Annotated in this window: 26 protein-coding genes; 12 read left to right on the top strand and 14 right to left on the bottom strand. The window is 74.3% G+C overall.

Going from position 1 to position 23710, the window contains the following annotated elements; all coding sequences use genetic code 11:
- Positions 1–96: 96 nt before the first annotated feature.
- Together ACFY23_RS30155 and ACFY23_RS30150 are read right to left on the bottom strand one after the other, a co-directional pair.
- Positions 97–546 carry a pyridoxamine 5'-phosphate oxidase family protein gene (locus ACFY23_RS30155; protein ID WP_350676872.1) on the bottom strand — a complete coding sequence of 150 codons (450 nt, stop codon included), beginning with the start codon at positions 544–546 and terminating at the stop codon, positions 97–99.
- Positions 547–592: 46 nt separating this feature from the next.
- A complete protein-coding gene (locus ACFY23_RS30150) occupies positions 593–1186 on the bottom strand; it encodes a pentapeptide repeat-containing protein (RefSeq protein WP_350676874.1) in 594 nt (197 codons plus the stop codon).
- A gap of 81 nt (positions 1187–1267) precedes the next feature.
- Here ACFY23_RS30150 and ACFY23_RS30145 point away from each other — a divergent pair, with 81 nt between their 5' ends.
- Together ACFY23_RS30145 and ACFY23_RS30140 are read left to right on the top strand one after the other, a co-directional pair.
- Positions 1268–2500: a serine hydrolase domain-containing protein gene (locus tag ACFY23_RS30145; protein WP_350676876.1), complete on the top strand. Its 1233-nt coding sequence runs from the start codon at positions 1268–1270 to the stop codon at positions 2498–2500.
- Between the two features lie 188 nt (positions 2501–2688).
- Positions 2689–3330 carry an NAD(P)H-binding protein gene (locus ACFY23_RS30140; RefSeq protein WP_350676879.1) on the top strand — a complete coding sequence of 214 codons (642 nt, stop codon included), beginning with the start codon at positions 2689–2691 and terminating at the stop codon, positions 3328–3330.
- A gap of 14 nt (positions 3331–3344) precedes the next feature.
- Here ACFY23_RS30140 and ACFY23_RS30135 read toward each other — a convergent pair whose 3' ends face one another.
- Together ACFY23_RS30135 and ACFY23_RS30130 are read right to left on the bottom strand one after the other, a co-directional pair.
- A complete protein-coding gene (locus tag ACFY23_RS30135; protein WP_350676881.1) occupies positions 3345–3809 on the bottom strand; it encodes a PPOX class F420-dependent oxidoreductase in 465 nt (154 codons plus the stop codon).
- Positions 3810–3829: 20 nt separating this feature from the next.
- Complete coding sequence (locus ACFY23_RS30130) at positions 3830–4471, bottom strand: DUF6642 family protein (RefSeq protein ID WP_350676884.1); 642 nt, start codon at positions 4469–4471, stop codon at positions 3830–3832.
- A 304-nt stretch (positions 4472–4775) separates the two neighbouring features.
- Between ACFY23_RS30130 and ACFY23_RS30125 the strand changes: the two genes are divergently transcribed.
- The 3 genes from ACFY23_RS30125 to ACFY23_RS30115 all read left to right on the top strand — a co-directional run bounded on the left by ACFY23_RS30125 (position 4776) and on the right by ACFY23_RS30115 (position 7900).
- Positions 4776–5591: a D-Ala-D-Ala carboxypeptidase family metallohydrolase gene (locus ACFY23_RS30125; RefSeq protein WP_350676886.1), complete on the top strand. Its 816-nt coding sequence runs from the start codon at positions 4776–4778 to the stop codon at positions 5589–5591.
- A 226-nt stretch (positions 5592–5817) separates the two neighbouring features.
- The gene (locus ACFY23_RS30120; RefSeq protein ID WP_350676889.1) at positions 5818–6369 is read left to right on the top strand and encodes a heme-binding protein; all 552 of its coding nucleotides are present in this window, start codon (positions 5818–5820) and stop codon (positions 6367–6369) included.
- 112 nt (positions 6370–6481) lie between these two features.
- Entirely contained in the window at positions 6482–7900 is a 1419-nt protein-coding gene (locus ACFY23_RS30115) for an amino acid permease (protein ID WP_350676891.1), read from the top strand.
- Here ACFY23_RS30115 and ACFY23_RS30110 read toward each other — a convergent pair.
- The 5 genes from ACFY23_RS30110 to ACFY23_RS30090 form a co-directional block, all read right to left on the bottom strand.
- A complete protein-coding gene (locus tag ACFY23_RS30110) occupies positions 7867–8607 on the bottom strand; it encodes a 4Fe-4S cluster-binding domain-containing protein (protein ID WP_350676894.1) in 741 nt (246 codons plus the stop codon). The two genes, ACFY23_RS30115 and ACFY23_RS30110, sit on opposite strands and share 34 nt — an antisense overlap.
- Positions 8600–9514 carry a helix-hairpin-helix domain-containing protein gene (locus ACFY23_RS30105; protein WP_350819481.1) on the bottom strand — a complete coding sequence of 305 codons (915 nt, stop codon included), beginning with the start codon at positions 9512–9514 and terminating at the stop codon, positions 8600–8602. The genes ACFY23_RS30110 and ACFY23_RS30105 overlap by 8 nt, the downstream gene beginning before the upstream one ends.
- 79 nt (positions 9515–9593) lie before the next feature.
- Complete coding sequence (locus tag ACFY23_RS30100) at positions 9594–9806, bottom strand: DUF2997 domain-containing protein (RefSeq protein WP_350676898.1); 213 nt, start codon at positions 9804–9806, stop codon at positions 9594–9596.
- Positions 9806–10258: a hypothetical protein gene (locus tag ACFY23_RS30095; protein WP_350676901.1), complete on the bottom strand. Its 453-nt coding sequence runs from the start codon at positions 10256–10258 to the stop codon at positions 9806–9808. The genes ACFY23_RS30100 and ACFY23_RS30095 overlap by 1 nt, the downstream gene beginning before the upstream one ends.
- Positions 10259–10289: 31 nt before the next feature.
- A complete protein-coding gene (locus ACFY23_RS30090) occupies positions 10290–11945 on the bottom strand; it encodes an AAA family ATPase (RefSeq protein ID WP_350676904.1) in 1656 nt (551 codons plus the stop codon).
- A 130-nt stretch (positions 11946–12075) separates the two neighbouring features.
- Here ACFY23_RS30090 and ACFY23_RS30085 point away from each other — a divergent pair, with 130 nt between their 5' ends.
- The 3 genes from ACFY23_RS30085 (at position 12076) to ACFY23_RS30075 (ending at position 14223) form a co-directional block, all read left to right on the top strand.
- Entirely contained in the window at positions 12076–13077 is a 1002-nt protein-coding gene (locus ACFY23_RS30085) for an AAA family ATPase (protein ID WP_350676906.1), read from the top strand.
- A complete protein-coding gene (locus tag ACFY23_RS30080; protein WP_350676909.1) occupies positions 13074–13616 on the top strand; it encodes a Rho termination factor N-terminal domain-containing protein in 543 nt (180 codons plus the stop codon). The genes ACFY23_RS30085 and ACFY23_RS30080 overlap by 4 nt, the downstream gene beginning before the upstream one ends.
- A gap of 67 nt (positions 13617–13683) precedes the next feature.
- Positions 13684–14223 carry a DUF1697 domain-containing protein gene (locus ACFY23_RS30075; protein WP_350676911.1) on the top strand — a complete coding sequence of 180 codons (540 nt, stop codon included), beginning with the start codon at positions 13684–13686 and terminating at the stop codon, positions 14221–14223.
- Positions 14224–14345: 122 nt separating this feature from the next.
- Here ACFY23_RS30075 and ACFY23_RS30070 read toward each other — a convergent pair whose 3' ends face one another.
- The 3 genes from ACFY23_RS30070 to ACFY23_RS30060 all read right to left on the bottom strand — a co-directional run bounded on the left by ACFY23_RS30070 (position 14346) and on the right by ACFY23_RS30060 (position 18515).
- A complete protein-coding gene (locus tag ACFY23_RS30070; RefSeq protein ID WP_350676913.1) occupies positions 14346–16301 on the bottom strand; it encodes a hypothetical protein in 1956 nt (651 codons plus the stop codon).
- A 160-nt stretch (positions 16302–16461) separates the two neighbouring features.
- Positions 16462–17454, bottom strand: coding sequence for an MBL fold metallo-hydrolase (locus ACFY23_RS30065; RefSeq protein WP_350676916.1), 993 nt, complete (start codon positions 17452–17454; stop codon positions 16462–16464).
- A 152-nt stretch (positions 17455–17606) separates the two neighbouring features.
- Complete coding sequence (locus tag ACFY23_RS30060; protein ID WP_350676918.1) at positions 17607–18515, bottom strand: serine hydrolase; 909 nt, start codon at positions 18513–18515, stop codon at positions 17607–17609.
- A gap of 52 nt (positions 18516–18567) precedes the next feature.
- Here ACFY23_RS30060 and ACFY23_RS30055 point away from each other — a divergent pair, with 52 nt between their 5' ends.
- The 3 genes from ACFY23_RS30055 (at position 18568) to ACFY23_RS30045 (ending at position 21263) form a co-directional block, all read left to right on the top strand.
- Positions 18568–19524 carry a LysR substrate-binding domain-containing protein gene (locus ACFY23_RS30055; RefSeq protein ID WP_350676920.1) on the top strand — a complete coding sequence of 319 codons (957 nt, stop codon included), beginning with the start codon at positions 18568–18570 and terminating at the stop codon, positions 19522–19524.
- A 113-nt stretch (positions 19525–19637) separates the two neighbouring features.
- Complete coding sequence (locus ACFY23_RS30050; protein WP_350676923.1) at positions 19638–20489, top strand: aldo/keto reductase; 852 nt, start codon at positions 19638–19640, stop codon at positions 20487–20489.
- Positions 20490–20567: 78 nt separating this feature from the next.
- Entirely contained in the window at positions 20568–21263 is a 696-nt protein-coding gene (locus tag ACFY23_RS30045) for a hypothetical protein (protein WP_350676926.1), read from the top strand.
- 160 nt (positions 21264–21423) lie between these two features.
- Here the strand turns inward: ACFY23_RS30045 and ACFY23_RS30040 are convergent, their stop codons facing one another.
- Positions 21424–21681, bottom strand: coding sequence for a hypothetical protein (locus ACFY23_RS30040; protein WP_350676928.1), 258 nt, complete (start codon positions 21679–21681; stop codon positions 21424–21426).
- A 129-nt stretch (positions 21682–21810) separates the two neighbouring features.
- Here ACFY23_RS30040 and ACFY23_RS30035 point away from each other — a divergent pair, with 129 nt between their 5' ends.
- The gene (locus ACFY23_RS30035) at positions 21811–22845 is read left to right on the top strand and encodes a DUF5937 family protein (protein WP_350676931.1); all 1035 of its coding nucleotides are present in this window, start codon (positions 21811–21813) and stop codon (positions 22843–22845) included.
- On the opposite strand, the gene ACFY23_RS30030 is transcribed toward ACFY23_RS30035, so the two are convergent.
- Positions 22776–23618: a helix-turn-helix transcriptional regulator gene (locus tag ACFY23_RS30030; protein WP_350676933.1), complete on the bottom strand. Its 843-nt coding sequence runs from the start codon at positions 23616–23618 to the stop codon at positions 22776–22778. The genes ACFY23_RS30035 and ACFY23_RS30030 overlap by 70 nt on opposite strands.
- Between the last annotated feature and the right edge of the window lie 92 nt (positions 23619–23710).

Below are 23710 nucleotides of genomic sequence, written 5' to 3'. Positions count from 1 at the left end.
CGGCGCGGCCGACCACCGGGCGAACGCCGCCACGCGGCCGCACGGAGCCGCCACCCGGGCGGATGCGAGTGTCCCATGTGGGCGTCGCGCAGGGGCTCAGTGCCGGCGGCGGCGGTGCAGGCCGCGGCCGGGGTGCCAGCTCTCGATGACCAGGTGGTCCGGCGGATCGCCCACCCGGGTCAGGACCACCTCGGTCAGCTCGATCCGGAACCGGTGCGAGCCGTCGTCGCCCGGCGGCTCCTCGTGCGCCCGGCCGGCGATCTTCGCGTCGCCGTCCCAGGACCGCGGATCGTCCTCGGGAGCGTCCTCCGTCGGGCAGTGCAGCGCCACCCGTGGGTCGCGGCGCAGGTCGAGGGCCTTGAGCGCGCCGGCCATGCTGCCCAGCCGCAGGTGCTCGGGGCCGAAGTCGAATTCCGTGCCGCTGATCCGGGGCGAGCCGTCCCGGCGCAGCGTCGCCATCGTGCCGTGCTTGCGTACCGCGAAGCGGGCGCGCACCCGCTCGGCGAATTCGGGTTCCTCGCGCAGGAGGTCGGACCACCATGTCATGGGGCCAGCGTGGCAGCCAATCCGGACAACCCGCGTCGGCTTTTTCTCAGCGGATCTCGAACCCGAGCGCCTGCGCGATCACCACGGCCTGCTCCGGGTCGACGATCGCCCCGGCCCGCTCCACGACGGTCGGGTCGAGCGCGGTCAGGTCGCTGCCGCGCAGGTCGGCGCGGGACAACCGGGAGCTGTGCAGTTGCGCGGCGGAGAGGTCCACGCCGGTGACCGTGGCGCCGGTCAGGTTGGCCCCGGTGAGGTCGGCCTCCCGCATCCGGACGTCGGTGATCCGCACGCCGCGCAGGTCGGCCCCGGGCAGCGCGACGAACGACCAGTCGCCGCCGGAGATCGTCAACGGCCGCAGGTCGCACTGCGCGAACGTGCTGCCCACCAGCTTGCAGCCGGTGAACTCGGCCTCGAAGAGGTTGCACCGCTGGAAGGTGCACCGGGTGAAGGCCGAGTCGGTGTGCCGGGAGGCGTTGAACCGCACGTTGCCGAAGGTGCACCCGTCGAAGACCGCGCCCTGGCTGACCGCCTCGGTCAGGTCGACGTCGAAGAACGAGCAGCCGACGAAGCGCCGGTCCACCAGCTCCTCGCCGTACCAGTCCTCGTTGCGGAAGGTCGCGTCCTCGGTCAGCTCGGGCATCGGGCCAGGCTACTGAGCCGGTACGACATGTGTGGCCAGCGACTCTTCCCGTGCGGCGTACCGGCTAGTAGGTTCGGCGCCGTGAGTGTGGCACGCAACATCGACCCGGACCAGATCGGCTTCGACCCGGCGCGCCTCGCGCGGATCGACGAGCACTTCGGCAGGTACGTCGACGACGGCCGGCTCGCCGGCTTCCAGGTGGTGGTCACCCGGCGCGGCGAGGTCGCCCACTCGTCGACGTACGGGCTGCGCGACGTCGAGGCCGGGGCGCCCGTCGAGGCGGACACGCTCTGGCGCATCTACTCGATGACCAAGCCGGTCACCTCGGTCGCCGCGATGATGCTCTGGGAGGAGGGCCGCTTCGAGCTGACCGACGAGATCAGCCGTTGGCTGCCCGAGTTCGCCGACCTGCGGGTCTACAGCAAGGGCTCGGCCCTCAAGCCGTACACGGTGCCGGCGGTCGAGCCGATCCGGGTCTGGCACCTGCTCACCCACACCGCCGGCCTGACGTACGGCTTCATGCAGACCTCGGTGGTCGACGGCCTCTACCGGGCGGCCGGCTACGACATCTACCCGCCGGCGGACGTCGACCTGGCCACCGCCTGCCAGGCGTTCGGCGAGCTGCCGCTGCTGTTCCAGCCCGGCACCGCCTGGGGCTACTCCGTCGCCACCGACGTGCTGGGCCGGCTGGTCGAGGTGGTCTCCGGGCAGAGCCTGGACGCCTTCTTCGCCGACCGGATCTTCCGCCCGTTGGGCATGACCGACACCCACTGGTGGGCCGAGGGCGACGCCGCCGACCGGCTCGCCGCGCTCTACGCGCCCGACCCGCGCACCGGCCGCGCGTTCCGCTACGACAAGCTGGGCGCCCTGGCGTACGAGAAGCCGCTGCTCCTCTCCGGCGGCGGCGGCCTGCTCTCCACGGCCGCCGACTACCACCGGTTCACCCAGATGCTGCTGCGCGGCGGCGAGCTGGACGGGGCGCGCCTGCTGGGGCCGCGCACGGTGCGCTTCATGACCCGCAACCACCTTCCCGGCGGGCAGGACCTGGGCGCCCTCTCGACCGGCGGGTTCGCCGAGACCAACTTCGACGGGATCGGCTTCGGGCTGGGTTTCGCGGTCGTGCAGGATCCGGTCCCGAGCCGGGTGCCGAGCAGCGTCGGCGAGTACTACTGGGGCGGGGTGGCGAGCACGGCGTTCTGGGTCGACCCCGTCGAGGAGGTCACCGCGCTGCTCTTCACCCAGCTCATGCCGTCGAGCACCTACCCGCTGCGGCCGCAGCTGCGCCAGCTCGTCTACTCCGCCCTGGTCGACTGAGCCGGCCGGGCTCGCCGCCCGCCGGTGGCGACCCGGGCGACGGTGCCCGGCCCGTGCCGGGCACCGTCGGATCGCCGGTTACCGCACCGGCCGGGCCGCCCGCTCCATAACCTGGGAGGCGGACGGCAACCCGGCGGGCGGGCAGGCAGACGGTCACCGCCCCGGCCGGACGGGGGCGGGAGGCGGTCATGAGCAACATCGTCGTGTTCGGGGCGGGCGGCACCGCGGGTTCGCGGATCACCGCCGAGGCGGTCGGCCGGGGGCACCGGGTCACCGCCGCGGTGCGCCGCCCGGAGGCCACCTCGTACCTGCCGCCGTCGGTCAAGCTGGTCACCGGCGACGCCACCAGCGGGCAGAGCGTGCGGGAGCTGGCGCCCGACACCGACGCCATGGTGGTGGCGATCGGCGGCGGGGAGCGCGGTCTGTGGCTCAACGCGGCGCGGACCCTCGTCGGCACGCTGCGGGGCCTGCCGGCCGCGCCCCGGATCATCCACGTGGGAGGCGGGTCCACGCTGCTCACGCCGAAGGGCACCCGCTACCTCGACGAGCCGGACTTCCCCGACGAGTACCGCGACGCCGCGCAGGGCCAGGCCGACGCCCTGGACTTCTACCGCTCGTCGGCCGACGGGGTGACCTGGACGTACGTCTCCCCGCCGCCGCTGGAGTTCCATCCCGGCGAGCGCACCGGGCACTACCGCACCGGCGGCGACCAGCCGGTCACCGACGACGAGGGCCGCTCGGTACTCAGCTACGAGGACCTGGCGGTGGCGGTGGTCGACGAGATCGAGAACCCGCGCCACGCGAACCAGCGGTTCACCGCCGCGTACTGAGGCGGCGCCGACCGTCAGCCGGCGAGGCGGGCGGGGAAGCCGCCGGTGGCGATCGGCCCCCAGGCGTCGACGGTGACGCGGATCAGCGACTTGCCCTGGCGGACCATCGCCGCCCGGTACTCGTCCCAGTCCGGGTGCTCGCCGGAGATACAGCGGAAGTAGTCCACGAGCGGCTCCAGCGCCTCGGGCAGGTCGAGCACCTCCGCGGTGCCGTCGACCTGGACCCACGGGCCGTTCCAGTCGTCGGAGAGCACGCACGCGGAGACCCGGGGGTCACGGCGGATGTTGGCGACCTTGGCCCGCTCGGGGTAGGTGGAGACCACCAGCCGTCCCTCGCCGTCCACCCCGGCGGAGACGGGGGAGGACTGCGGCCGGCCGTCGGCGCGGGTGGTCATCAGCACCACCCGGTGCCGGGGCCGGAGGAACTCGACCAGCTCGGCCCGGTCGACCCGGGTGTTCGTCGCGATGCTTCGTGCCACCACCCGTTTCTACCAGGGGATCAGCGCGGGCGGGATGCGGCGCGGCCGGCGGCGGGCTGGGCGGGGACCCGGGGCCGGACCGAGGGCCGCCAGGCGCGGCCGTTGGCGTAGATGATCCGGAAACCGAGGTACGACGCGAGGGGCGCCCAGTGCGCCGAGCCCATCCGCAGCTCGGCGGCGTTGTGCCGCTGCCCGTTGGCCAGCACGTCGAGCAGCACGGTTTCGAAGGCGGCCGATTCCACCCAGTCCACTTCCCGGGTGAAACCGCAGATCAGTGCCGCTCCCGTGGCATCCAGGAAGTCCCGCAGCGCGGCGTCGGAGGCGCGCAGCACGGAACAGCTGCCGAAATAGAGCCGCCGGCCCTCGCAGCGACCGGCCATCAGTTCGGCGACGTCGGCGAGTTCGACGGATTCCCAGTCGGTGAGGCAGAGCCGGCTCGGTTCGCCGTGCATCGCGAAGAAACCCACCCGGTGGTCGGCGTACTGCTTGAGCAACCAACGGTCGACGAAGTAGAAGAGTTCGTCGCGGGTGGCCGCGTCCTTGTGGATGAAGCGGATCTTCCCGAGCCGTTCAAGCAGTTCCAGGGTGGGCAGGACGGAGCCGCGTTCGTTGAGGTCCCGGTGCCACTGGCCCTCGATGCAGAAGACGCCACCGCGCGCCACCGCCGCCACCTCCCCCGTTCCCGCCGGCGCTGACGTTACCGCGTCCGGCCGCCCGTGGAACATCACCCTCGGTGTCGCCGATCGCGATTCCTGCGCCGTTCGCGTTTCTGCTGCCGGTTGGCGACGGATGGGCGTTTCGCAAATGGGCCCGATTCCCAGGCAGGGCCCAGGAACAGCCAATTGTGAGGACAATTCTCGTTAATTGCCACCGAGGGGCCGTGCGGGTGCCAGGGTGGATAACGCGGGACGCCCCGGTCGATGTCCCGAAGGCCACCCCAATCGCACTCCTATCGGGAGGACTCCTGTGCGCGTTAACACCCTGAAACGGGCGCTTGTCGCATTCGCCCTGGCGGTGCCGGGCGCCGCGATCGCGACGGTGGTCGCCGCGCCGGCCGCCCATGCCGACGGCTGCTACACGTGGAACCGCAACCTCTACCAGGGGCGCTCCGGCGAGGACGTCCGCCAGTTGCAGATCCGGGTCGCCGGCTGGGCGGGCAACCGGGACATCGTCGAACTCGACGGCCGCTTCGGGCCGAAGACCGCCGCCGCGGTCCGGCGGTTCCAGGCGGCCTACGGGCTGCGGGTCGACGGCATCGCCGGGCCGCAGACGTACGCCAAGATCTACGAGCTGCAGGACAACGACTGCACCCCGCGGCACTTCAGCTTCGGGGAGATGGATGACGGCTGCGGTCGCGGCGGGTGGACCGGCGGCCCGCTGTCGCCCGCCCAGACCCGGCAGAACGCCCTGCGCACGATGTGGAAGCTGGAGGCGCTGCGGCACAGCCTCGGCGACGAGCCGCTCTACGTGAGCAGCGGCTTCCGCAGCCGCGCCTGCAACGACCAGGTCGGCGGGGCGTCGGACAGCCAGCACCTCTACGGCAACGCCGCCGACGTGGTCTCCCGCACCAGTTCGCTGTGCGAGGTGGCCCGGGACGCCCGCAACCGGGGCTTCAGCGGGATCTACGGGCCGGGCTACCCGGACCACGACGACCACGTGCACGTGGACTCGCGGCGGGAGAACAACAGCGACCGCACCCCGAACACCACCAGCTGGTCCGCGCCGGACTGCGGGATCGGCGCCGGCAACGACCGAGCCGGCCAGGGACAGGTGGACCGGTAGGACGGTCACGGCGACGCCGGCCCGGCGCCTGGGCGAGGAACTCCCGCGCCCCGGGCCCGGCGTCGCCCTGCCTCCCGCTCCGGTCCGCGACGGGCGCGAACGGCAGTACACGGCGGCCGGCCCGGTCCGCCGTGCGTCACCGGCCGGAGGACGCGACTTCGCCTGAGCCGGAGGTCGACGGGCGGTAGCGTTGCGTTCGACGGGGCCCTGGCACGGGGAGCGCGCGATGACCGAGCAGCAGCCGTACCGGGTGGTGACCCGGCACCCCGGCTTCGAGCTGCGCCGCTACCCGCCGCACCTGGCCGCCGAGGTGCAGGTCGAGGGAACGTTCGAGCAGGCCGCCCGGGACGGCTTCCGGTCGCTCGCCGCGTACGTCGGGGGCGCCAACCGCTCCCGCGCCGCGGGCGGGAGCGCGGCGCGGGAGGCGGGCCCGGCGACGATCGCGATGACCACTCCGTACCTCCAGGAGGAGGCCGACCGGCCGGGCTGCTGGCTGCTGCGGTTGGTGCTGCCGTCGGCCTGCGCCCCCGACACGCTGCCCGAGCCGACGGACCCCCGGGTCCACACCCGGCAGGTCCCCGCGCAGCTCGCCGCCGCGGTCCGGTTCCGGGGCCGGTGGACGGCGCGGGCGTTCGACCAGCGGGCGACCGCGCTCGGCCGGGCGGTCACGGCGGCCGGGCTGCGCCCCACCGGTGCCGTCCGGTACGCGCGCTTCGACCCGCCGTGGAAGCCCTGGTTCCTGCGCCATAACGAGGTGGTGCTGCCGGTGGCCGAGTGAGCCGGTGCCGCACCCCGGCACGGTTGGCCTCGTTGGAGATTTACCCGCGTCGTTCGCGGGTACCGCAGGGCGCACGGGTGATCACCCGGGCGGGTTCGGAAGGGGGACGACGATGACCTCCGCGGGAAGCGCTGCGGGCGGCGGCGGCACGGGCATCTTCCGCCGCAAGCCGGTCGAGGAGATCGCCGACGAGAGCGGTGGGCTGGCCCGATCCCTCGGGCTCTGGCAACTCACCGCCATCGGGGTGGGCGGCATCATCGGCGCCGGCATCTTCGCCCTGGCCGGCGCGGTGGCGAGCGAGACGGCCGGCCCGGCCGTGCTGATCTCGTTTCTGATCGCCGGGCTCGCCAGCGCGGCCGCCGCCCTGTCGTACGCGGAGTTCGCCGGCATGATCCCGAAGGCCGGCTCGGCCTACACCTACGGGTACGCGGTGCTCGGCGAGGCGGTGGGCTGGTTCATCGGCTGGGACCTGCTGCTGGAGTACACGGCGATCGTGGCCGTGGTGGCCATCGGCATCTCCGGCTACTTCTCGTTCCTCGTCACCGAGCTGGGGGCGCAGCTGCCGGCCTGGATGCTGGGCGCCCCGGGCACCGGCGAGGGGCGGGTGGTGGACCTCTTCGCGGTGATCCTCTGCCTGTTCATCGCGTTCCTGCTGAACCTCGGCATCAAGTCCGCCGCCCGCTTCGAGACGTTCGTCGTCGGGTTGAAGGTCGCCGTGGTGCTGCTGGTCATCGTGGTCGGCTTCTTCCACGTCCGCACCGAGAACTACTCGCCGTTCTTCCCGTTCGGGCTGAGCGGGGCGCTCACCGGCGCGGCCACGGTCTTCTTCGCGGTCTTCGGCTACGACGCGATGAGCACCGCCGCCGAGGAGTCGAAGGACGCCCGCCGGCACATGCCCAAGGCGATCATCTACTCGCTGGCCATCTCGATGGTCCTCTACGTGCTGGCCACCCTCGTGCTCACGGGCATGCAGAACTACCGCGACATCGACCCGGAGAGCGGCTTCTCCTCCGCCTTCGCCTCCGTCGGCCTGTCGGGCCTGGCCAGCGTGATCGCCGTCGGCGCGATCATCGGCATCCTGACCGTGATGTTCACCTTCATGCTCGGCGTCACCCGGGTGTGGTTCTCGATGAGCCGGGACGGCCTGCTGCCGGGCTGGTTCGCCAAGGTGCACCCGGTCCGCCGGGTGCCGAGCCGGGTCACCTGGATCGTCGGCGTCGGCTCGGCCCTGATCGCGGGCTTCCTGCCGATCCGGGAGGCCGCCGAGCTGACCAACATCGGCATCCTGCTGGCCTTCGTGGTGGTCTGCGTCGCGGTGATCGTGCTGCGCTACCGCCGCCCCGACGCGCCGCGCACGTTCCGGCTGCCGGGCATGCCGGTGGTGCCGGCGGTCGGCGCGCTCTTCTCCCTCTGGCTGATCACCTTCCTCGCCCCGGAGACGTGGCTGCGCTTCGCGGTCTGGTTCGTGATCGGCGCGCTGATCTACGCCCTCTACGGCTATCGCCGCTCGAAGCTCGCCCGGCGCGGCTGAGGGCGGGCCACCGACGCCAGCAGGTCGTCGAGCGCGTCGACCTCGGCCCAGCCGTTCACCGCGATCCGGCCGGCGGCGTCGACGGTGACCTCGACCCGGTCCGGGCTGCGCGTCACCTCGTCGAGCAGGTCGGGGAAGCGGTCGTCGAGCAGCACGAACTCCTGGTTGGTGGAGCCCACCCAGGGCCGTCGGGCGTCGACCCGGTCGGCCAGGAACGGCCCGGCGACGAGGAGGTCGGTCGCCGCGAGCAGCGCCGCGACGTCGTCCCGGCCGGCGTCGACCGCCCGGTTCAGCTGGGCCGTGGTGTAGCCGGTGAAGGTCATGACCGAGCGCCCGGCGGCGCGTACGCCGGCGGCGACCGCCGCCAGCGGGGCCGCCTGGTCGAAGGGCTCGCCGCCCAGCAGCGTCAACCCCTCGGTGCCGGCGTCGAGCACGCGGCGCACCAGCTCGGCCGGGGCGGTCCGCTCGCCGCCACGGAAGCTCCACAGGTGCGGGTTGAAGCAGCCGGGGCAGCGGATGGCACAGCCCTGCACCCAGACGGCGGTGCGCTCGCCCGGCCCCTCGGCCCGGGTGGAGCCGAGGAACCGGGCCACGGCGACGGTCTCCGCCCCGCCCGCCGCGCGGGGCGCCGGGCCGGGCACCGTGCCGGGCGCCGGGACCGGCGCGGGCTCGGGTACCGCGCCGGGGGCCGGGGCGATCTCAGACATCGAGGACCCGGCCGGGCGGCGGCTGCCCCGGCGTCGGGCCGGCAGGCGGGGCGCAGACCAGGACGTCCCGCAGGCGCGCGTACTCGTGGGGGGCCAGGTTGGCGGCGACGGCGAACTCGGCCAGGCTGCCGAACCCGCCACGCCGTCCCCGCTCGGCCACAACCTGGCCGGCGCGGCGCGGGTCGAAGCCCGGGAGCGCGGCGAGGTCGTCCTGGCCGGCGGCGTTGACGTCCACCGGCCCGCCGGACGGCCGGCCCGCGACCGGTTGGCCGGGCGGGGACACGGGAGCTGCGACCGGCCCGGGCCCGAAGTAGTCGGCGGGCTGGTGCGGCACCAGCGTCGGGTCGGCCGGCGGCGGCGAGGGCGGAGATCCCGCCGACACCGGCGGGTAGGTCGGCAGGGGGTACGCCGACGCGGACGGATACGCGGGCGACCCGGGCGGGTACGCCGGCGACGCGGACGGGTACGCGGGCGACGCGGACGGGTAGGCCGGTGTTGCGGGTGGGTACCCGGTGGCGGGCGGGAACGGACCGGCAGCGGTCAGCCCGGGTGGCGGGGCCAGCGGGCCGGGCGGGTACGGGCCGCCGGGCCACGGCGCCGCCTGCTGTGGGGCGTACCAGGGGCGGTGGCCGGCCCGCCAGCGCAGCCACGCCGAGTTGATCAGCAGGGCGTGCAGGATACCGGCCGCCGTGACGGCCAGCAGCGCGCCGACGGCCCAGTCGCTGACGGCGCTCTCCTTGTCGGACTCGCCGACGAGGACGAAGGCGGTCCAGCCCACCAGGGTGTAGACGATGCCGGGGATCCACCACGCCGCACGGCGGGCGCGGAGCCCCACGTAGATGAACCCGAGGCCGCCGAGGCAGCTGCAGCCGAGGAGGGGCAGCAGCAGCCACCAGCTGTGCAGCACCCGCCACTTCAGGCTCCCCACCGGGCCGGCCGGGCCCGGGGCGGCCGGGTATGGCGCCGCAGGATGCGGCCAACCCGGGCTAGGCGCGCTCGACATCGCGCTGTTCCTGGTGTGCCGTCACGGCGACCCGGGCGTGGTCGGCGGTGTACGCGCTGCTCACCGTCTGCGCCGCCAGCAGGTCCTCCAGCACGGCGACGTAGTCGAGGCAGCGGTCACCGAGCAGCCCTCGGGTCTCGGCGCTCACCACGCCCTCGCTGGACACGGTGACCACGATCCGCGGCTGCCCGCTCATCAGGACCTGCCCTCCACGGCGAACACCAGGCGGACGCTCGCGTCCTCGGTGACCTGCTCGGACTCCAGGCGCAGGCCGGCGGCCGGGGCCTGCTCACGCAGCCGCGCCAGCACGGCCCGCTGGACCTGCCGCCCGTAGGCGGCGTCGATCGCCCGGACCGCCTCGACGGCCCGCTGCTCGTCGACCTCGCCGGTGAAGTGCGCCGCCCAGATGCCGTCCTCGCCGCGCCGGAAGCCGGCCCGCACCTCGGCCCAGTCCGCGATGATCGCGTCCCCGTCGGTGGTGACCGCCGCGCCGGTGTCACCCAGCGCGGCCGTGAGCAGTGTCTCGTCCCGCATCCGGGTCTGCACCTGGCAGACGACGCGCCCCTCCCGGTCCCGGCCGGCGGTGGCGCCGTGGGCCGCGGCGACGGCGGCGACGGCCAGTGGCAGGAGTATCAGTGAGACGCTCATCGGTCCCCTCCCCTTCGTGTCGACGCACACACTAGAACTCGACCGCTCGTCCGCCCTGGCCGCGCTGCCCCGGGCCGCCGGGGCGGGGACCGCCCGGGCCGCCGGGCCGACCGCCGAGGTCCCAGTCCTCGGCGGCGGTGGCGGCGACGGCACGGGTGTCGGCCCAGGAGCGGACGGCGTCGATCCGCTCCGCCTGGGTGACGCTGAGCGGCACCATGCCGACCAGGGTCCGGACCAGGTCGTCGCGGCTCAGCGGACGCCGCTCGGCGAACGCGTCGAAGAGCCCGCCGACGACGGCCTGCTCGATCTCGGCTCCCGAGTAGCCCTCGCTGAGCCCGGCCAGCTCGCCGAGCAGGGCGTCGTCGAGGGTGAGGCCGCCGGCGACGGCCGGGTTGCGCAGCCGCCGGGCGAGATGGACCCGCCAGATCGAGGCCCGCTCCGCGCGGGTCGGCAGGTCGACGAAGAAGATCTCGTCGAAGCGGCCCTTGCGGAGCAGCTCCGGGGGCAGCCCCTCGAAGTCGTTGGCGGTCGCGATGACGAAGACCGGCCGGGTCTTCTCCTGCATCCAGGTGAGGAAGGAGCCGAAGACCCGGGCGGAGGTGCCGGAGTCGCCGGCGCCGCCGGCGAAGCCCTTCTCGATCTCGTCGACCCACAGCACGCACGGCGCGGTCGCCTCGGCCGTCCGGATCGCGGTGCGCATGTTCTGTTCGCTCGACCCGACGAGCCCGGCGAAGACGCGGCCGACGTCCAGCCGCAGCAGCGGCAGGCCCCAGGCCGCGGCGACCGCCTTCGCGGTCAGCGACTTGCCGCAGCCGGGCACGCCGGTGATCAGGACGCCCCGGGGTGCGGGCAGCCCGTACGCCGCCGCCTCGGCCAGCCAGGAACCGTCCCGCCGGGACAGCCACCGCTTCAGGTTCTCCAGCCCGCCGACGTCGGCGAGATCGACGGCGACATCGACGAACTCCAGCAGCCCCGACTTGCGTACGGTCTGCCGCTTCTCCTCGTGCACCACGGAGAGGTCGCTGCCGTCGAGCACCCCGTCGTTGACCATTGCCCGGGCGAACGCGTTCTCCGCCTCGTGCAGGGTGAGCCCGAGGGCGGCCTTGGCGAACCGTTCCCGGCCGAGGTCGTCCAGCGCCATCCGGATCCGGCCGCTGGCGGAGTTGGCGGCGATCATCCCGTCCAGCACCCGCCGGATCTCCGCCTCGGTGGGCAGCGGGAAGTCGACGATGGTCACGTCCTTCTCCAGCTCCACCGGGATGTGCAGCACCGGCGAGACGAGGACGAGGGTGCGCGGCACCGGGCCGGCCTTGAAGGCCGCCGCCAGGTCACGTAGCCGGCGGACCACGCCGGGCCCGCCCGGTCGGTCGCCGCCGCCGTGCGCGGGGTGCAGGTCCTTAAAGATCAGTACGCTCGGGTGGTCGACCCGCAGCGCCGCGTCGAGCGCGTCCTCGGGGTCGGTCGTGCCCTTGCGGGCGACTCCGTCGGGCTGCACGAGCCCCGTCGTCTGCGACCAGGTCCACACCGCGCGGGGCGTGCGGACGACCCTGGCGTCCCCGGCGACCGCGCAGATTTCGGCGATCACCCGCTGTTCCTCGAAGGACTCGACGTAGAGGATCGGGAAGCGCGCCTTGAGCATCTGTGACAGCGCGACGCGGAACAGCACCACCGTCGATCCCTCCCCCACGCCGCGCACCGGAGCAGCGCAGACTCTAACAGCCGGAGAGATCAGCGCCCGGCGGCCGACCAGGCGCGGGATCTCCGGTCCCCGGCCGCGTCGACTGCCCTGCCCGTTCGGTGGTCCGTTCGGTGCCCGCGTGGGCCGGAGCAGGTTCCGCGCGAAGATCGACCGCCAGCTACCGTTCCCGGTCGGGGAGGTACCGCCGATGTACGTGGTGTCCGTGATCAACTACAAGGGCGGGGTCGGCAAGACCACCGTCACCGCCAATCTCGGGGCCGAACTGGCCAACCGGGGCATGAAGGTGCTGCTCGTCGACCTCGACCCGCAGGCCAGCCTGACGTTCGGCTTCTACGAACCCGACGACTGGCGGGAGCGGCTGCGCGACGGCCGGACGGTGAAGCGCTGGTACGACGGGCTGCGCGGGGACACCCCGGCGGTGCCCCTGGGCGAGCTGGTCGTCTCGCCCGGCCCGGCCAACGCGCGGCTCACCGGCGCCGGCCGCCTCGACCTGATCGCGTCCCACCTCCAGCTCGTCGACATCGACCTGACCCTGGCCCGGGGCGTGGCCGACGGCGAGGAGTACGACGCCGAGCTGTTCCGGGTGCGCGGCTCCCTCGCCGAGGGGCTGCACGACGACGCGCTGGGCGGCTACGACATGGTGCTCATCGACTGCCCGCCGAACTTCAACGTGGTCACCCAGTCGGCCATCATCGCCAGCGACCACCTGCTCATCCCGGCGAAGGCGGACTACCTCTCCACGCTGGGCATCGACTACCTGCACGGCAACGTGCGGGAGCTGGTCGACCGCTACAACGCCGACGCCCGCCGGTTCGCCACCACCCGCCGGCACCACAAGGTCGCCCCCGGCGTGGCCGGCGTGGTGTTCACCATGATCCAGCTGATGGCGCAGCGGCCGATCGCCGCGCACCAGGGCTACATGGACCAGGTCCGCGCCCTCGGCCTGCCGGTCTTCCCCACCGCCCTGCGGGAGAACGTCACGGCGTACGCCACGAACACCCCGCGCGGCGTGCCGGTGGTGCTGCGCGACCGGATCACCGCCCCGGTGGTCCGCGACGAGCTGCGTCAGCTCGCCACCGAGTTCCTCGAACACCTCCAACCCGCGCGGGTCGTGGCGTGACCGGGCCGGGCCGCGACGTCACCGAACTGCTGACCGCGCTGCTGCGGGACCTGCCCGCCGCCGACCTCGCCGCCCTGGTCGAGGGGCGCGCCCGGCTCGCGGTGGTGCCGCTCGACGGGGTTCCGCCCGGTCCGCCCACCGCCGCACGCCCGGCGTCCCCCGCTCGTGGGGCCGCCCCACCGGCGCAGCCGGCCGCGCATCCGGCCGCCCCACCCGCGCGTCCCGCCGGCCAGCTGGCGGGCCGCCCGGGCCGGCCCGTGGATTCCCCCGGCCCGCCCGCGGATCCGCCCGGCCGGCCCGCCCGGCGGGCTGCGCCGGCGGCCGACCCGGTCCGCGCCCGCGCCGCGCTGGCGGCCATGTCCCGCCGAGCCGACGGCACGGCGTACCTCTCCGGCTGGACCGCCCGCGACCTGCGGGCGCTGGCCGCGAGCCTGGAGCTGCGCGGCGTCGCCGGGCTGCGCAAGGCGGACCTGGTCGACCGGATCGTCGACCGCACCATCGGCTTCCGCCTCGACTCCACCGCCATCCGCCGGCGCTGAGCCAGCGCTGAGCCCGCCGCGCGGGCCGGCCCCTAGGCTGGCCCGTACCAGGGTCGAGGGGGGTCGCATGGACAGGTGGGTGGCGCTGCTGCGCGGGGTCAACGTCGGCGGCGCGAAGGTCGGCATGGCCGACCTGCGCCGGCTGGTCGCCGGCCTCGGCCACGACGACGTGAAGACGTACCTACAGAGCGGCAACGTGGTCTTCGGCAGCACGGTGCGCGACGCCGAGGCGCTGGCGCGGGGCATCGAGCGGGCGATCGCCGACGATCTGGGGCTGACCGTGCCGGTGCTGGTGCGCAGCGGCCGGGAGGTGGCGGCCGTGGCCGGCGGCAACCCGTACGCCGACGGGGAGGACGACCCGACACGGCTGCTGGTCGCCTTCCTCGCGACCGCGCCCGACCGGTCCACGGTGGACGCCCTGACCGTGCCCGGCGGCGAGAACGTCGCGTTCACGGTCACCGGGCGCGAGGTCTACCTGCACTATCCCGACGGCGGCTACGGCCGGTCGAAGTTCACCAACAACTACCTGGAGAAGAAGCTCGGCGTGGTGGCGACGACCCGCAACTGGCGGTCGGTGCGCGCCCTCGCGGAGCTGGCGACTCCCTGAGCGTCCGCGACGGGGGCGGCGAGGTGGCGCGCCGCCCGCCGGCCGATCTGGCCGGCTGAGCGTACGGTCGGGGCGCGCCGCCCCCTGTCGACGGCGCGCCCCGAGTGTGGGCCGGGGACCGGTCAGCTCAGGTCGACCCGGATCAGGTTGGTGCCGCGGGTGGTGAAGAGGGTGCGTACGCCGTCGGTGACCACCTCCGGGGCGCCGAACCAGGACTGGTTCAGCCCGTCCGCCAGTACGGTCAGCGCCGGCTGGCGGCGGCCCACCGGCACCGTCCAGAGGCGGGTGCCGTCGACGCCGAACACCCGGTCGTCGATGACGGCCAGCTTGCCGCCGGCCGCGCCGACGTCGACCCGCCAGAGCACCTCGCGGGTGCGCGGGTCCACCGCGAAGAGTTCGCCGTCGCTGGTGACGCCGACGAGCACCTGACCGATCAGCTTCAGGTCCACGATGACGCCGCCCGTGGTGGGCTCGACGAGCCAGGCCAGGCGCTCGGTGCCGTAGTCGAAGTAGCCGAGCCTGGCCCGGCTGGTCGTCGGGGTGGTGCCGTAGCCGTTGCGGATGCTGCCGCCGAGGAAGACGCCGTGCGGGTCGGGGCAGAGCGACTGCACGGTCTGGTCCGGCAGGATGCCCCGCCAGCTGCGGATCCGCTGCCCGTCATAGATGTTGAGCGCGCCCTCCCAGCGGCCGTAGTCCGGCTCGGTGGACATCAGCACCAGGCCGCGGCGCCGGTCGACGGTCAGCGACGTCGGCCGGGTCTGTTCCTGGTCGGCGTCGACCCGGGCCACCTCGGTGGCGGCCCGTCCGTCGACGGGCAGGGTGAGGTAGCGGGCCAGCGTGTAGACGCCCATGTGCACCTCGCCCCGGTACGCCTCCATGTCCTTCGCCTCGCCGCCGAACGGCACCCGGAAGGTGCCGAAGGCCGGCGTGGCCTCGGTGGAGACCACCTGCACGCCGAGGGTGCCGCCGACCACGATCCGGTCGCCCGCGTGGCAGAGGGACATCGGCCGTTCCGGGGTGGGGGCGAGGTCCGGCGAGCTCATGTCCAGCGCCTCGGTGGTGCGGGTGTCGAGGTCGTAGAGGATGCCGCCGGCCCCCTGCACGGCCCAGAGGCGGCCGTCGTCGAGGAAGCCGATCCGGACGTTCGACGCCTCCGCGATCGGGACGCCGACCAGGGTGGGCGCGGTGTCGCCGAGCCGGAACCGGTAGAGCGACCCGCTCGGGCGGGTGGTGTAGAAGATCTCGTCGCCGCGGCTGGTGATGCCGACGACGAACGAGTCGTTCGGGGTCTTGAGGATCTGGTGGCGGCTGTGGTCGCGGGTGTCCACGACGAGGATCTCGGCCGTGGGCGAGATGCCGACGACGAGGTGGTCGCCGGCGAGGTGGCAGACCGCGCCGAAGGTGCGGTCGCGCAGCGCGGCGGGGAGGATGTCGGCGCGGGTGCCGGTGGCCCGGTCGTAGGCGACGAGTCCGGCGTGGGACCCGATGCCGCAGTAGACGGTGGTGTCGGTGGCGACCAGGTCGCGGACGTAGGTGTCGTCGGGGTCCATCCGACCGTGGTCGGTGGCCCGGCCGGTCGCCGGGTCGTACTCCCAGAGCTTCGCCGAGGGGTAGGTGCCGACGAAGACCCTGCCGTCCGGGGAGGCCTTGACGGTCCAGCCGACCTCCTCCTTCAGGTCGAGCACCCGGGTCACCTCCAGGGTGACGGTGTCCACCTTGAACAGCAGGCCCGGGGAGTACGAGGAGACGAAGAGGTCGGTGCCGACCACGTCGATGCCCCAGAGGCCGGGCACGTCGGGGATGAGGGCGGTCTTGGTGATCCGCCGCTGGGTCAGGTCGTACGCGGCGACCCGGGTGGGCAGGATCTGTCGGGTGGCGAACCAGATCTCGTCGCCGACGCGGACGCCGTTGCCGAAGTTGAGCACCCGGGAGGCCGGGCCGAGGTCGGTGATGGCGACGTCGAGCGTCTCGCCGAGTTCGCCGTCAGTGGCGGCGAGGGCCGCCTGCGGAGATACGGCTGCCGCCGTTACCGCACCGAGCCCGGCGAGCAGTGCCCGCCGTGAGAGATTTCCCGACATTATGCGCCCTTCCGGCTGGGTTCACACTGAGCCGACCAAAGCCTCCACAGTTACGGCCCTGACCGTTAAGCGGGAACCCTAGGACTGGTCGGGTCCGCCGTCAACGGGTGATCCGGTTCGGCGGGCGGTCGCGGCCCGGGGCCGCGACCGCACCGTCCCGTCAGAAGTGGTACGCGGTGTGGTACTCGGGCACGACCACCCGGCTGCGCGGGGAGACCCGCCGCACCGCCGCGATCAGTCCGTCGAGCCGCTCCCGGTCCTTCGGCGCCACGGGCACCGGGTTGCGCAGCTCCGTCTCGAAGATGTCGAAGTGCACCGGCACCACGACCTTCGGCCGGTCCAGCGCGTCGAGCAGCCGCTCGACGTAGTCGGCGGTGGCGGTGCTGCTCGGCAACGCCACCATGGCCACGTCGGGGGCGAGGCCGGTCAGGTTCCGCGCGACGAAGTCGCTCGCCCCCATGAAGAACACCGACGGCCCGTCGGCCACCCGCACCTGGTACGCCAGCGTGTCCCCCTCCGGCAGGTCCGCGATGGTGGCCGGCTGCGCCGGCCGGCTGACCCGCACCCCCGGGAAGGCCATCGAGTACGACGCGTTGCGGCTGTGCAGCGAGCCGACCACCTCCACGGTGTACGCGCCGAAGTCCAGCACCTCCCCGCCCCGCACCGGGCTGAGCTGCCCCGACGGCAGCCCGTACGCCAGCCCGAGGTGGTAGGCGGTCAGCGTGCCGACGACCCGGGCGCCGGTGCGGCCGGCGATGTGCGGCACGTCCATGTAGTGGTCCCAGTGCGTGTGCGTGACGAGCACCGTCTCGGCCCGGTCCACGAGGGAGTCCACCACGTCGGTGCGGACCTCCAGCGGCACGGCCGCGTCGAAGGCGCCCCTGAACAGCCCGGTGTCGATGCGGCTGAGGAAGGGATCGACCAGGAGGGTGTGATCGCCGATGTCGATGCGCCAGGCCGACGTACCCCACCAGCGGAAGCTGACCGGGCCGCGACGGCGGCCGGCCGGTGCGGCGGCGACCGGGGCGGTGGCCGGCGGCGCGGCCTGTGCCGGGCCGCCGGCCAGGGCGGTGCCGGCGAGCCCGCCGGCGGAGACCAGCGCGGTGCTGGCGGCGGCGTCGCGGAGGAAGCGGCGGCGGTCGAGGTTGGGCATGCGGAACTCTCCCCGTCGTGGTGCTGATCGGTCGGTCCGAGCCAACCAGCACGACCCCCGACCGGTCCAAGATCCGCGACCGGAACGGTCGATAGCCGCCGGCATATCGGGCCAGCTCAGCGGGGCCTGGCGCGGCTCGTCCCGGCCGGAAATCAGCGGGCGCGCAGCGCCTCGACGGCGACGCGGGCGGCCTCGCCCATCGCCAGGTCGACGTCGATGCGGCGGGTGGCGAGGTGGGCGGCCCGGGCGAAGACGGCGATCGCGTACCGGCCGCCGTCGGGATACTCGGCCACACCGGCCTCTAGGTGCAGCCCCGGCAGGCTGCCGGTCTTGCCGGCCACCCGCACGCCGGGCGGAAAGCCGGAGGCCAGCCGGGTCCAGAAGAGCTGCCGGGCCATCCAGCCCCGGACCATCGCGCAGGCTTCGGGCGGACCGGCCTCGTCCCGCCAGACCAGGCCGAGCAGCCGGGTGATCTCCCGGGCGGTGCTCGACGTGGTGTGCGCGGGGTCGAACACCCGCATCGCGCGCACCCGCTCGGCGGGCAGGGTGGGGAAGATCCGGGCGAAGTCCGCCTCGGTGCGCGCGCCGACGTCGGCGAGCATCATCTCCACCAGGTGCCGGGGGCCGCCGACGATCCGGGTACGCGGCAGCCCCAGCTCGGCGGCGAGCATCGGCAGCACGTCCGCGCCGACCCGGCGCAGCAGCAGGTCGGCGGCGGTGTTGTCACTGACCGACATGGCGAAGTAGGCCAGGTCCCGCAGCGACACCTCGGCGTCGTCGGCGCAGCCGGCGATCCCCCACCCGCCGAGCCGGTCGGCGGCGGCGACGAGCACCCGCTCCTGCGGGTCGAGCTGGCCGGCGACGACCTGCCGGGCGAACTCCAGCACCAGCAGGATCTTGAAGATCGAGGCGATCACCACCTGCTCGTCCGCCCGGACCGCCACCTCCCGCCGGCCGCCGGGCCGCCCCGCGCCGTCGTCGGCCACGTCGAGGTCGACCGCGTGCAGGCACCCGACGACCCCGACCCGTTCGAAGATCTCCGCGATCCGCTCCGTCACCACCCTGCGCACGGTAGCCGCCGTCCGCGTCGGGGCGCTGGCGTAGGGTCCGGCCGTGGACCTGCTCCGGCACCTGCGGCACTTCGTGGTGGTCGCCCGCGAGCTGCACTTCGGCCAGGCCGCCGAGCTGCTCGGCATGGCCCAGCCGCCCCTGAGCCAGTCGGTGCAGCGCCTGGAGCGGGAGCTGGCGGTCGAGCTGTTCGACCGGTCCCGCCGCCAGGTGCGCCTGACCACCGCCGGTCAGCTGCTGCTCGGCGAGGCCGAGGACCTGCTCGCCGGGGAGAGCCGGCTGCGCAACCTGATGCGCCAGGTGCGCGACGGGGTGTCCGGGGTGCTCCGGGCGGGCGTGCCCCCGGAGACGCCCGCGGTGACCCTGCGCGAGCTGCTCGACCGGCTGGCCGACCGGGCGCCCGGTCTCGACGTGGACCTGCACGAGCTGACCAGCGGCGAGCAGGAACGGATGCTGGCCGAGGGGCGGCTGGACGTCGGCCTGCTCCACCACCCCGTCACCGACGAGGGGCTGCGCCTCGGCGCCGCCGTCGACGTACCGCTGGGGGTGCTGCTGCCGCGCGCGTCGCCGCTGGCCCGGGGGCGGGAGGTGGAGCTGGCGGCGCTGGCCGGCCTGGACCTGGTCACCGCGCCCCGGGCCACCGCGCCCGGCTGGCACGACCACCTGCTCGACGTCTGCCGCCGGCACGGGTTCGCGCCGGCGCGGGTCCGCCCGGCGCGCAACCCCGAGTTCCTCTTCGGGCTGGTGCTCGCCGGCGGCGGGGTCGCCGTCGAGCCCGCCGCGACGGCCCGCCGGGAACCCCGGATCGCCTGGCGGCCGATCGCCGGGTCGCCGCTGGTCAAGCGCACCTCGGCGGCCTGGCCGCGCCGGTCCGCGCACCCGGCCGCGCCGATGTTCGGGCAACTCGCGGCGGAGGTGCTGGCCGACGGGTCCGCGCCCCCGGCGCCGCCGCCCGTGCCGGCGCCCCGGCCCTGGCCGGTGCTCTTCGACGAGCCGGCCTGAGGCCGGGATCAACGGTTGCAACACCTCGGATCAGGGGTACGCCAGGACACGGCCCGCCGGGCGTGGAAGCGCTTCCCGCACCCGGCTTCCTGACGACCGGCGAAGGAGCCCCGATGGCGAACGCGATCCCCAGCATCTCCCTGAACGACGGCAACACCATCCCGCAGCTCGGCTTCGGGGTGTTCCAGATCGAGCCGAAGGACACCGTGGCGGCGGTCCGCAAGGCCCTGGAGGTCGGCTACCGGCACATCGACACCGCCGAGATGTACGGCAACGAGGCGGAGGTGGGCCAGGCGGTCCGCGAGTCGGGGCTGGACCGCGACGAGGTCTTCGTGACCAGCAAGCTGAGCAACGCCTTCCACCGGCCCGACGACGCCCGCCGGGCGTTCGAGTCGACGCTGGCCGCGCTGAAGATGGACCACATCGACCTGTTCCTGATCCACTGGCCGCTGCCCACGCTCTACGACGGCGACTTCGTCTCGACGTGGAAGGCGCTGGAGGAGTTCCAGCGCGAGGGGCGGGCCCGCTCGATCGGCGTGTCGAACTTCCAGGTGCCGCACCTGGAGCGGCTGGCCGCCGAGGCGGACGTGGCGCCGGCGGTCAACCAGATCGAGGTGCACCCGTACTTCGGCAACGAGCAGGTGCGGGAGCACGGCCACAAGCACAACATCCTGACCGAGGCGTGGTCGCCGATCGCGCAGGGCAAGGTGCTGGGCGATCCCACGGTCGTCGACGTCGCCGAGCAGGTCGGCCGAACCCCGGCCCAGGTGGTGCTGCGCTGGCACGTGCAGCGCGGCGACATCGTCTTTCCGAAGTCGACCACGCCGGCCCGGATCGAGGAGAACGTCCGCATCTTCGACTTCGAACTGGACGACACGGCGATGGAGCGGATCACGGGGCTGGACCGGGGCGAGGCCGGCCGGCAGGGCGCGCATCCGGACACCTTCGACTACGTCCCCGCGTAACGCGACACCGCGGGACAGCGCACGTAGGAGGGGGCCGAACGGCCCCCTCTGCCCGTACGGAAGGACAGCGCTCCCGCGATGACGCGCCGCACTCCCCTGGTCCTGCTGTCGTTGGCCCTGGCCGGGTCCGCCGCCTGCGCCCCCGGCCAGGCCGCCGAGCCGCCCCGCTGGTCCGCACCGGTGTCGGCGGCGGCGTCGCCGACACCGGAGCCGCCGCGCCCCGCCCCGACCTCCACGGCCGAGGTACGCAGCCGGGTTTCGGCGGCGATGCTGGACCTGGGCGACGGGTTCCACCCGGAGACGGCGGAGCACACCGAGGAGAACAGCGACGCGTGGAAGTTGATCTCGCTGTGCCGGGACGCCCTGCCCTCGGACCGCAGGCGCACCGCCCACCGGGAGCGGATCTGGGACGGCGAGACCGTGTGGATCCGGCAGTACGTGGTCGGCTACCTCAAGGTGCCCGGCCGCAAGCTCGCCGACGAGCTGCGATCCGTGCTCAAGACGTGCGAGAAGTACGAGGTGCCGGACGACGGTCGCACCTCGGTGATCGTGCGGCCGTCGCCCCCGCCGGTGCCGAACGGCCCGGACGTGATCACGTTCTGCGAGAAGCTGATCGGCCAGGCCACGCGCCACCAGTGCACGCTGCTGCTGGTCAGGGGCAACTTCGTGATGCAGGTGGACGTCTCGGCGAACGACGGCGACCTGGCCGCCGGCACCGCGCTGCTCGCCAAGGTGGCCCCGCTGGCGACCGCCGCGCTGGCGAAGGCCGCCTGAGCACCCGCCACGCTGCGGCAGGCCGGCCGAACAGCCGCCGCGCTGTGACATGCCGGCTGAGGACCCGCCGCGCTGTGACAGGCCGCCCGAGCACCCGCTGTGGGGCGGGCGCGGCAACGGCCGCGCCCGCCCCTCCCCCCGATGGTGACCCCCCCCGGGGTCAGGTGACGTCGGGGTGCAGCAGGGCGGCGAAGCCGTCCAGGTCACGTCGCACCGTGGTGTCCACGTACGCCTGGACGGCGCGGTCGAAGGCGCGCTCGCAGCCGTGGGCGGTGGCGTCGCCGCCCCCGGCCGTCGCGTCGTCGGGGGCGGCGGACCCGGCCCCGGGAGCCGCGGCGAGCAGGCCGGCGGCGAGCCCGAGCAGGGCGAGCGTGTGGCCGAGCCGGCCGGCGGTACGGGCGGAGGCGGGTGGGCGCATCGGAGGCTCCTCGGCGACGAGCAGGGCGGTCGGAGGGCAGCCAACCCCGCCCACGGCGCACCCGGCCAGTGATTCGATCCAGGTCGAATGCCGACACCGCACCGACGACACCACCGGTAGGCTCCGCCTGTGCTGGTCGCGCATCTGGACGGCCCGACTCTCGCCCGGCTCCGCCTGGCGACCTCGCCGGCGGCGGAGGTGACGTCCTGGCTCCAGGCCGCGCTGTCGCCGTTCGGGCACCCGGTGCACGGCGATCCCGGCCCGGCCGCGCGGGCCGCGCTGCGGCACCCCGACGTCGCCCTGGTCGCGCGGTTGGTCATGCCGCCCGGCCAGCTCGGCTACACGCCGGACCTGCTCACCCCGAAGCCGCCACTGGGCCCGCCCGACGCCGTGTTCGACGAGCAGCTGGCAGCGGTCGAGGCGACGTCGGCCGACGAGGTGGCCGTGCAGGTGGACGAACGATTCCCGGCCGGCCGGCTGCCGGTGCGCGTACGCGCGGCGGTCGACGACGGCGCCCTGGCCCGGCGGGTCGCCGACGGGCTCCGGCACTTCTGGCGTGCCGCGCTGGCCGACCAGTGGCCGGCGCTGCGCGCCACGCTGGAGGCGGAGCTGGCCCTGCGGGCCACCACGATGGCGACCACCGGGGTGGGCAGCGTGCTGAACAGCCTGCATCCCAGGGTGGCCTGGACCGGCCGGGAGCTGACCATCGAGAGCTCGTACCGGATCACCACGGCGCTCGTCGAGGCGGAGCTGGTGCTCGCCCCGTCGGTGCTGGCCTGGCCGCACATCTCGACGCAGATGTGCGACGCCGGCAACGCCGTGCTGGTCTACCCGATCGGCGCCGGGCGCGCCGACCAGCGCCGGGGCGGGCTCGGTGAGCTGGTCGGCACGAGCCGGGCGGCGATCCTGGCGGACCTGGACGTGCCCCGCTCCACCCGGCAGCTCAGCGAGCGGCACCGGCTGGCCCCGGCCACCGTCTCCTACCACCTCGGGGTGCTGCTGCGGTCCGGTCTGGTGGTCCGGAGCCGGGACCGGCACAGCGTGCTCTACCGGCGCTCGGCGGGCGGGGAGGACCTGGTGGGCCGCCGGCCGGGTCAGGAGCCGACGCGCTCGGCGAGCCGACGGAAGACCGCCTGGGTGGGCGAGCCGGGCTCGGGGACGTAGACGACGAGCCGCTGCCCGGTCTCCGGCACGTGCAGCACCCGGCACTCGAACTCCAGCGGCCCGGTCTCCGGGTGCGTCACCCGCTTGACCACCGGGCGGCGCTCCTCGACGTCGTGCTCGGCCCAGAACCACGCGAACCGGGGTGCGGTGCCGAGCAGCTCCGTGACCAGCTCCGCGAGGCCCCGGTCGGCGGGGTGGCGGCCGTAGGCGGCGCGCAGGTCGGCGACCGTGCTGCGGACGAAGCACAGGGTGTCCGGGTCGGACCAGTGCGGGTCGTCGGCGGGCCGCCGGAACATCCAGCGGACCATGTTGCGGTCGGCGCCCGGCACCGTGGACAACCCGCCGAAGAAGTGCTCGGCCAGCCGGTTCCAGGCCAGCACGTCGTACCGGGCGTCGACGACGTACGCCGGGGTCTCGGTCATCGCGTCGATCAGGTGGCGCAGCCCCGGGTCCACCTCGCGGCTCGGCCCGGCCGTCGGCGGCGGGCTCTGGCCGGCGACCCGGAACAGGTACGCCCGCTCGTCGCGGGTGAGCAGCAGCGCCCGCGCCAGCGCGGCCAGCACCTGCCCGGACGGGTGCGGGCCGCGGCCCTGCTCCAGGCGGATGTAGTAGTCGACCGACATCCCGGCGAGCTGGGCCACCTCCTGCCGGCGCAGGCCGGGGGTGCGGCGGCGCACCCCGTCGGGGAGGCCGACCTCGGCGGGGCGCAGCCGGGCGCGGCGGGTACGCAGGAAGGCCGCCAGCTCGTCGCGGCGCAGCCCGGTGGTCGTCATGTCCTCCAGCCTGCCGTACGCGGGGGCGGCGAGGGTGGTACCGCCGGTCCCAGCCTCGGCCGGTCTCTCCCCGCGACCCGGCCCGGCCGGCA

This window comes from Micromonospora sp. NPDC000121 (assembly GCF_042899165.1).
GTDB lineage: Bacteria > Actinomycetota > Actinomycetes > Mycobacteriales > Micromonosporaceae > Micromonospora.
The sequence above is the reverse complement of the archived record's forward strand: the minus strand, read 5'-3'. Positions and strand labels throughout refer to the sequence as shown.

What these genes read in the sequence shown, in the direction of transcription:
- ACFY23_RS30070 (WP_350676913.1), bottom strand. Translation starts at nt 16,301, where the DNA reads ATGTCGGGAAATCTCTCACGGCGGGCACTGCTCGCCGGGCTCGGTGCG.
- ACFY23_RS30040 (WP_350676928.1), bottom strand. Translation starts at nt 21,681, where the DNA reads ATGCGCCCACCCGCCTCCGCCCGTACCGCCGGCCGGCTCGGCCACACG.
- ACFY23_RS30120 (WP_350676889.1), top strand. Translation starts at nt 5,818, where the DNA reads ATGACCGAGCAGCAGCCGTACCGGGTGGTGACCCGGCACCCCGGCTTC.
- ACFY23_RS30065 (WP_350676916.1), bottom strand. Translation starts at nt 17,454, where the DNA reads ATGCCCAACCTCGACCGCCGCCGCTTCCTCCGCGACGCCGCCGCCAGC.
- ACFY23_RS30110 (WP_350676894.1), bottom strand. Translation starts at nt 8,607, where the DNA reads ATGTCTGAGATCGCCCCGGCCCCCGGCGCGGTACCCGAGCCCGCGCCG.
- ACFY23_RS30100 (WP_350676898.1), bottom strand. Translation starts at nt 9,806, where the DNA reads ATGAGCGGGCAGCCGCGGATCGTGGTCACCGTGTCCAGCGAGGGCGTG.
- ACFY23_RS30140 (WP_350676879.1), top strand. Translation starts at nt 2,689, where the DNA reads ATGAGCAACATCGTCGTGTTCGGGGCGGGCGGCACCGCGGGTTCGCGG.
- ACFY23_RS30045 (WP_350676926.1), top strand. Translation starts at nt 20,568, where the DNA reads ATGACGCGCCGCACTCCCCTGGTCCTGCTGTCGTTGGCCCTGGCCGGG.
- ACFY23_RS30155 (WP_350676872.1), bottom strand. Translation starts at nt 546, where the DNA reads ATGACATGGTGGTCCGACCTCCTGCGCGAGGAACCCGAATTCGCCGAG.
- ACFY23_RS30030 (WP_350676933.1), bottom strand. Translation starts at nt 23,618, where the DNA reads ATGACGACCACCGGGCTGCGCCGCGACGAGCTGGCGGCCTTCCTGCGT.
- ACFY23_RS30115 (WP_350676891.1), top strand. Translation starts at nt 6,482, where the DNA reads ATGACCTCCGCGGGAAGCGCTGCGGGCGGCGGCGGCACGGGCATCTTC.
- ACFY23_RS30150 (WP_350676874.1), bottom strand. Translation starts at nt 1,186, where the DNA reads ATGCCCGAGCTGACCGAGGACGCGACCTTCCGCAACGAGGACTGGTAC.
- ACFY23_RS30050 (WP_350676923.1), top strand. Translation starts at nt 19,638, where the DNA reads ATGGCGAACGCGATCCCCAGCATCTCCCTGAACGACGGCAACACCATC.
- ACFY23_RS30095 (WP_350676901.1), bottom strand. Translation starts at nt 10,258, where the DNA reads ATGAGCGTCTCACTGATACTCCTGCCACTGGCCGTCGCCGCCGTCGCC.
- ACFY23_RS30075 (WP_350676911.1), top strand. Translation starts at nt 13,684, where the DNA reads ATGGACAGGTGGGTGGCGCTGCTGCGCGGGGTCAACGTCGGCGGCGCG.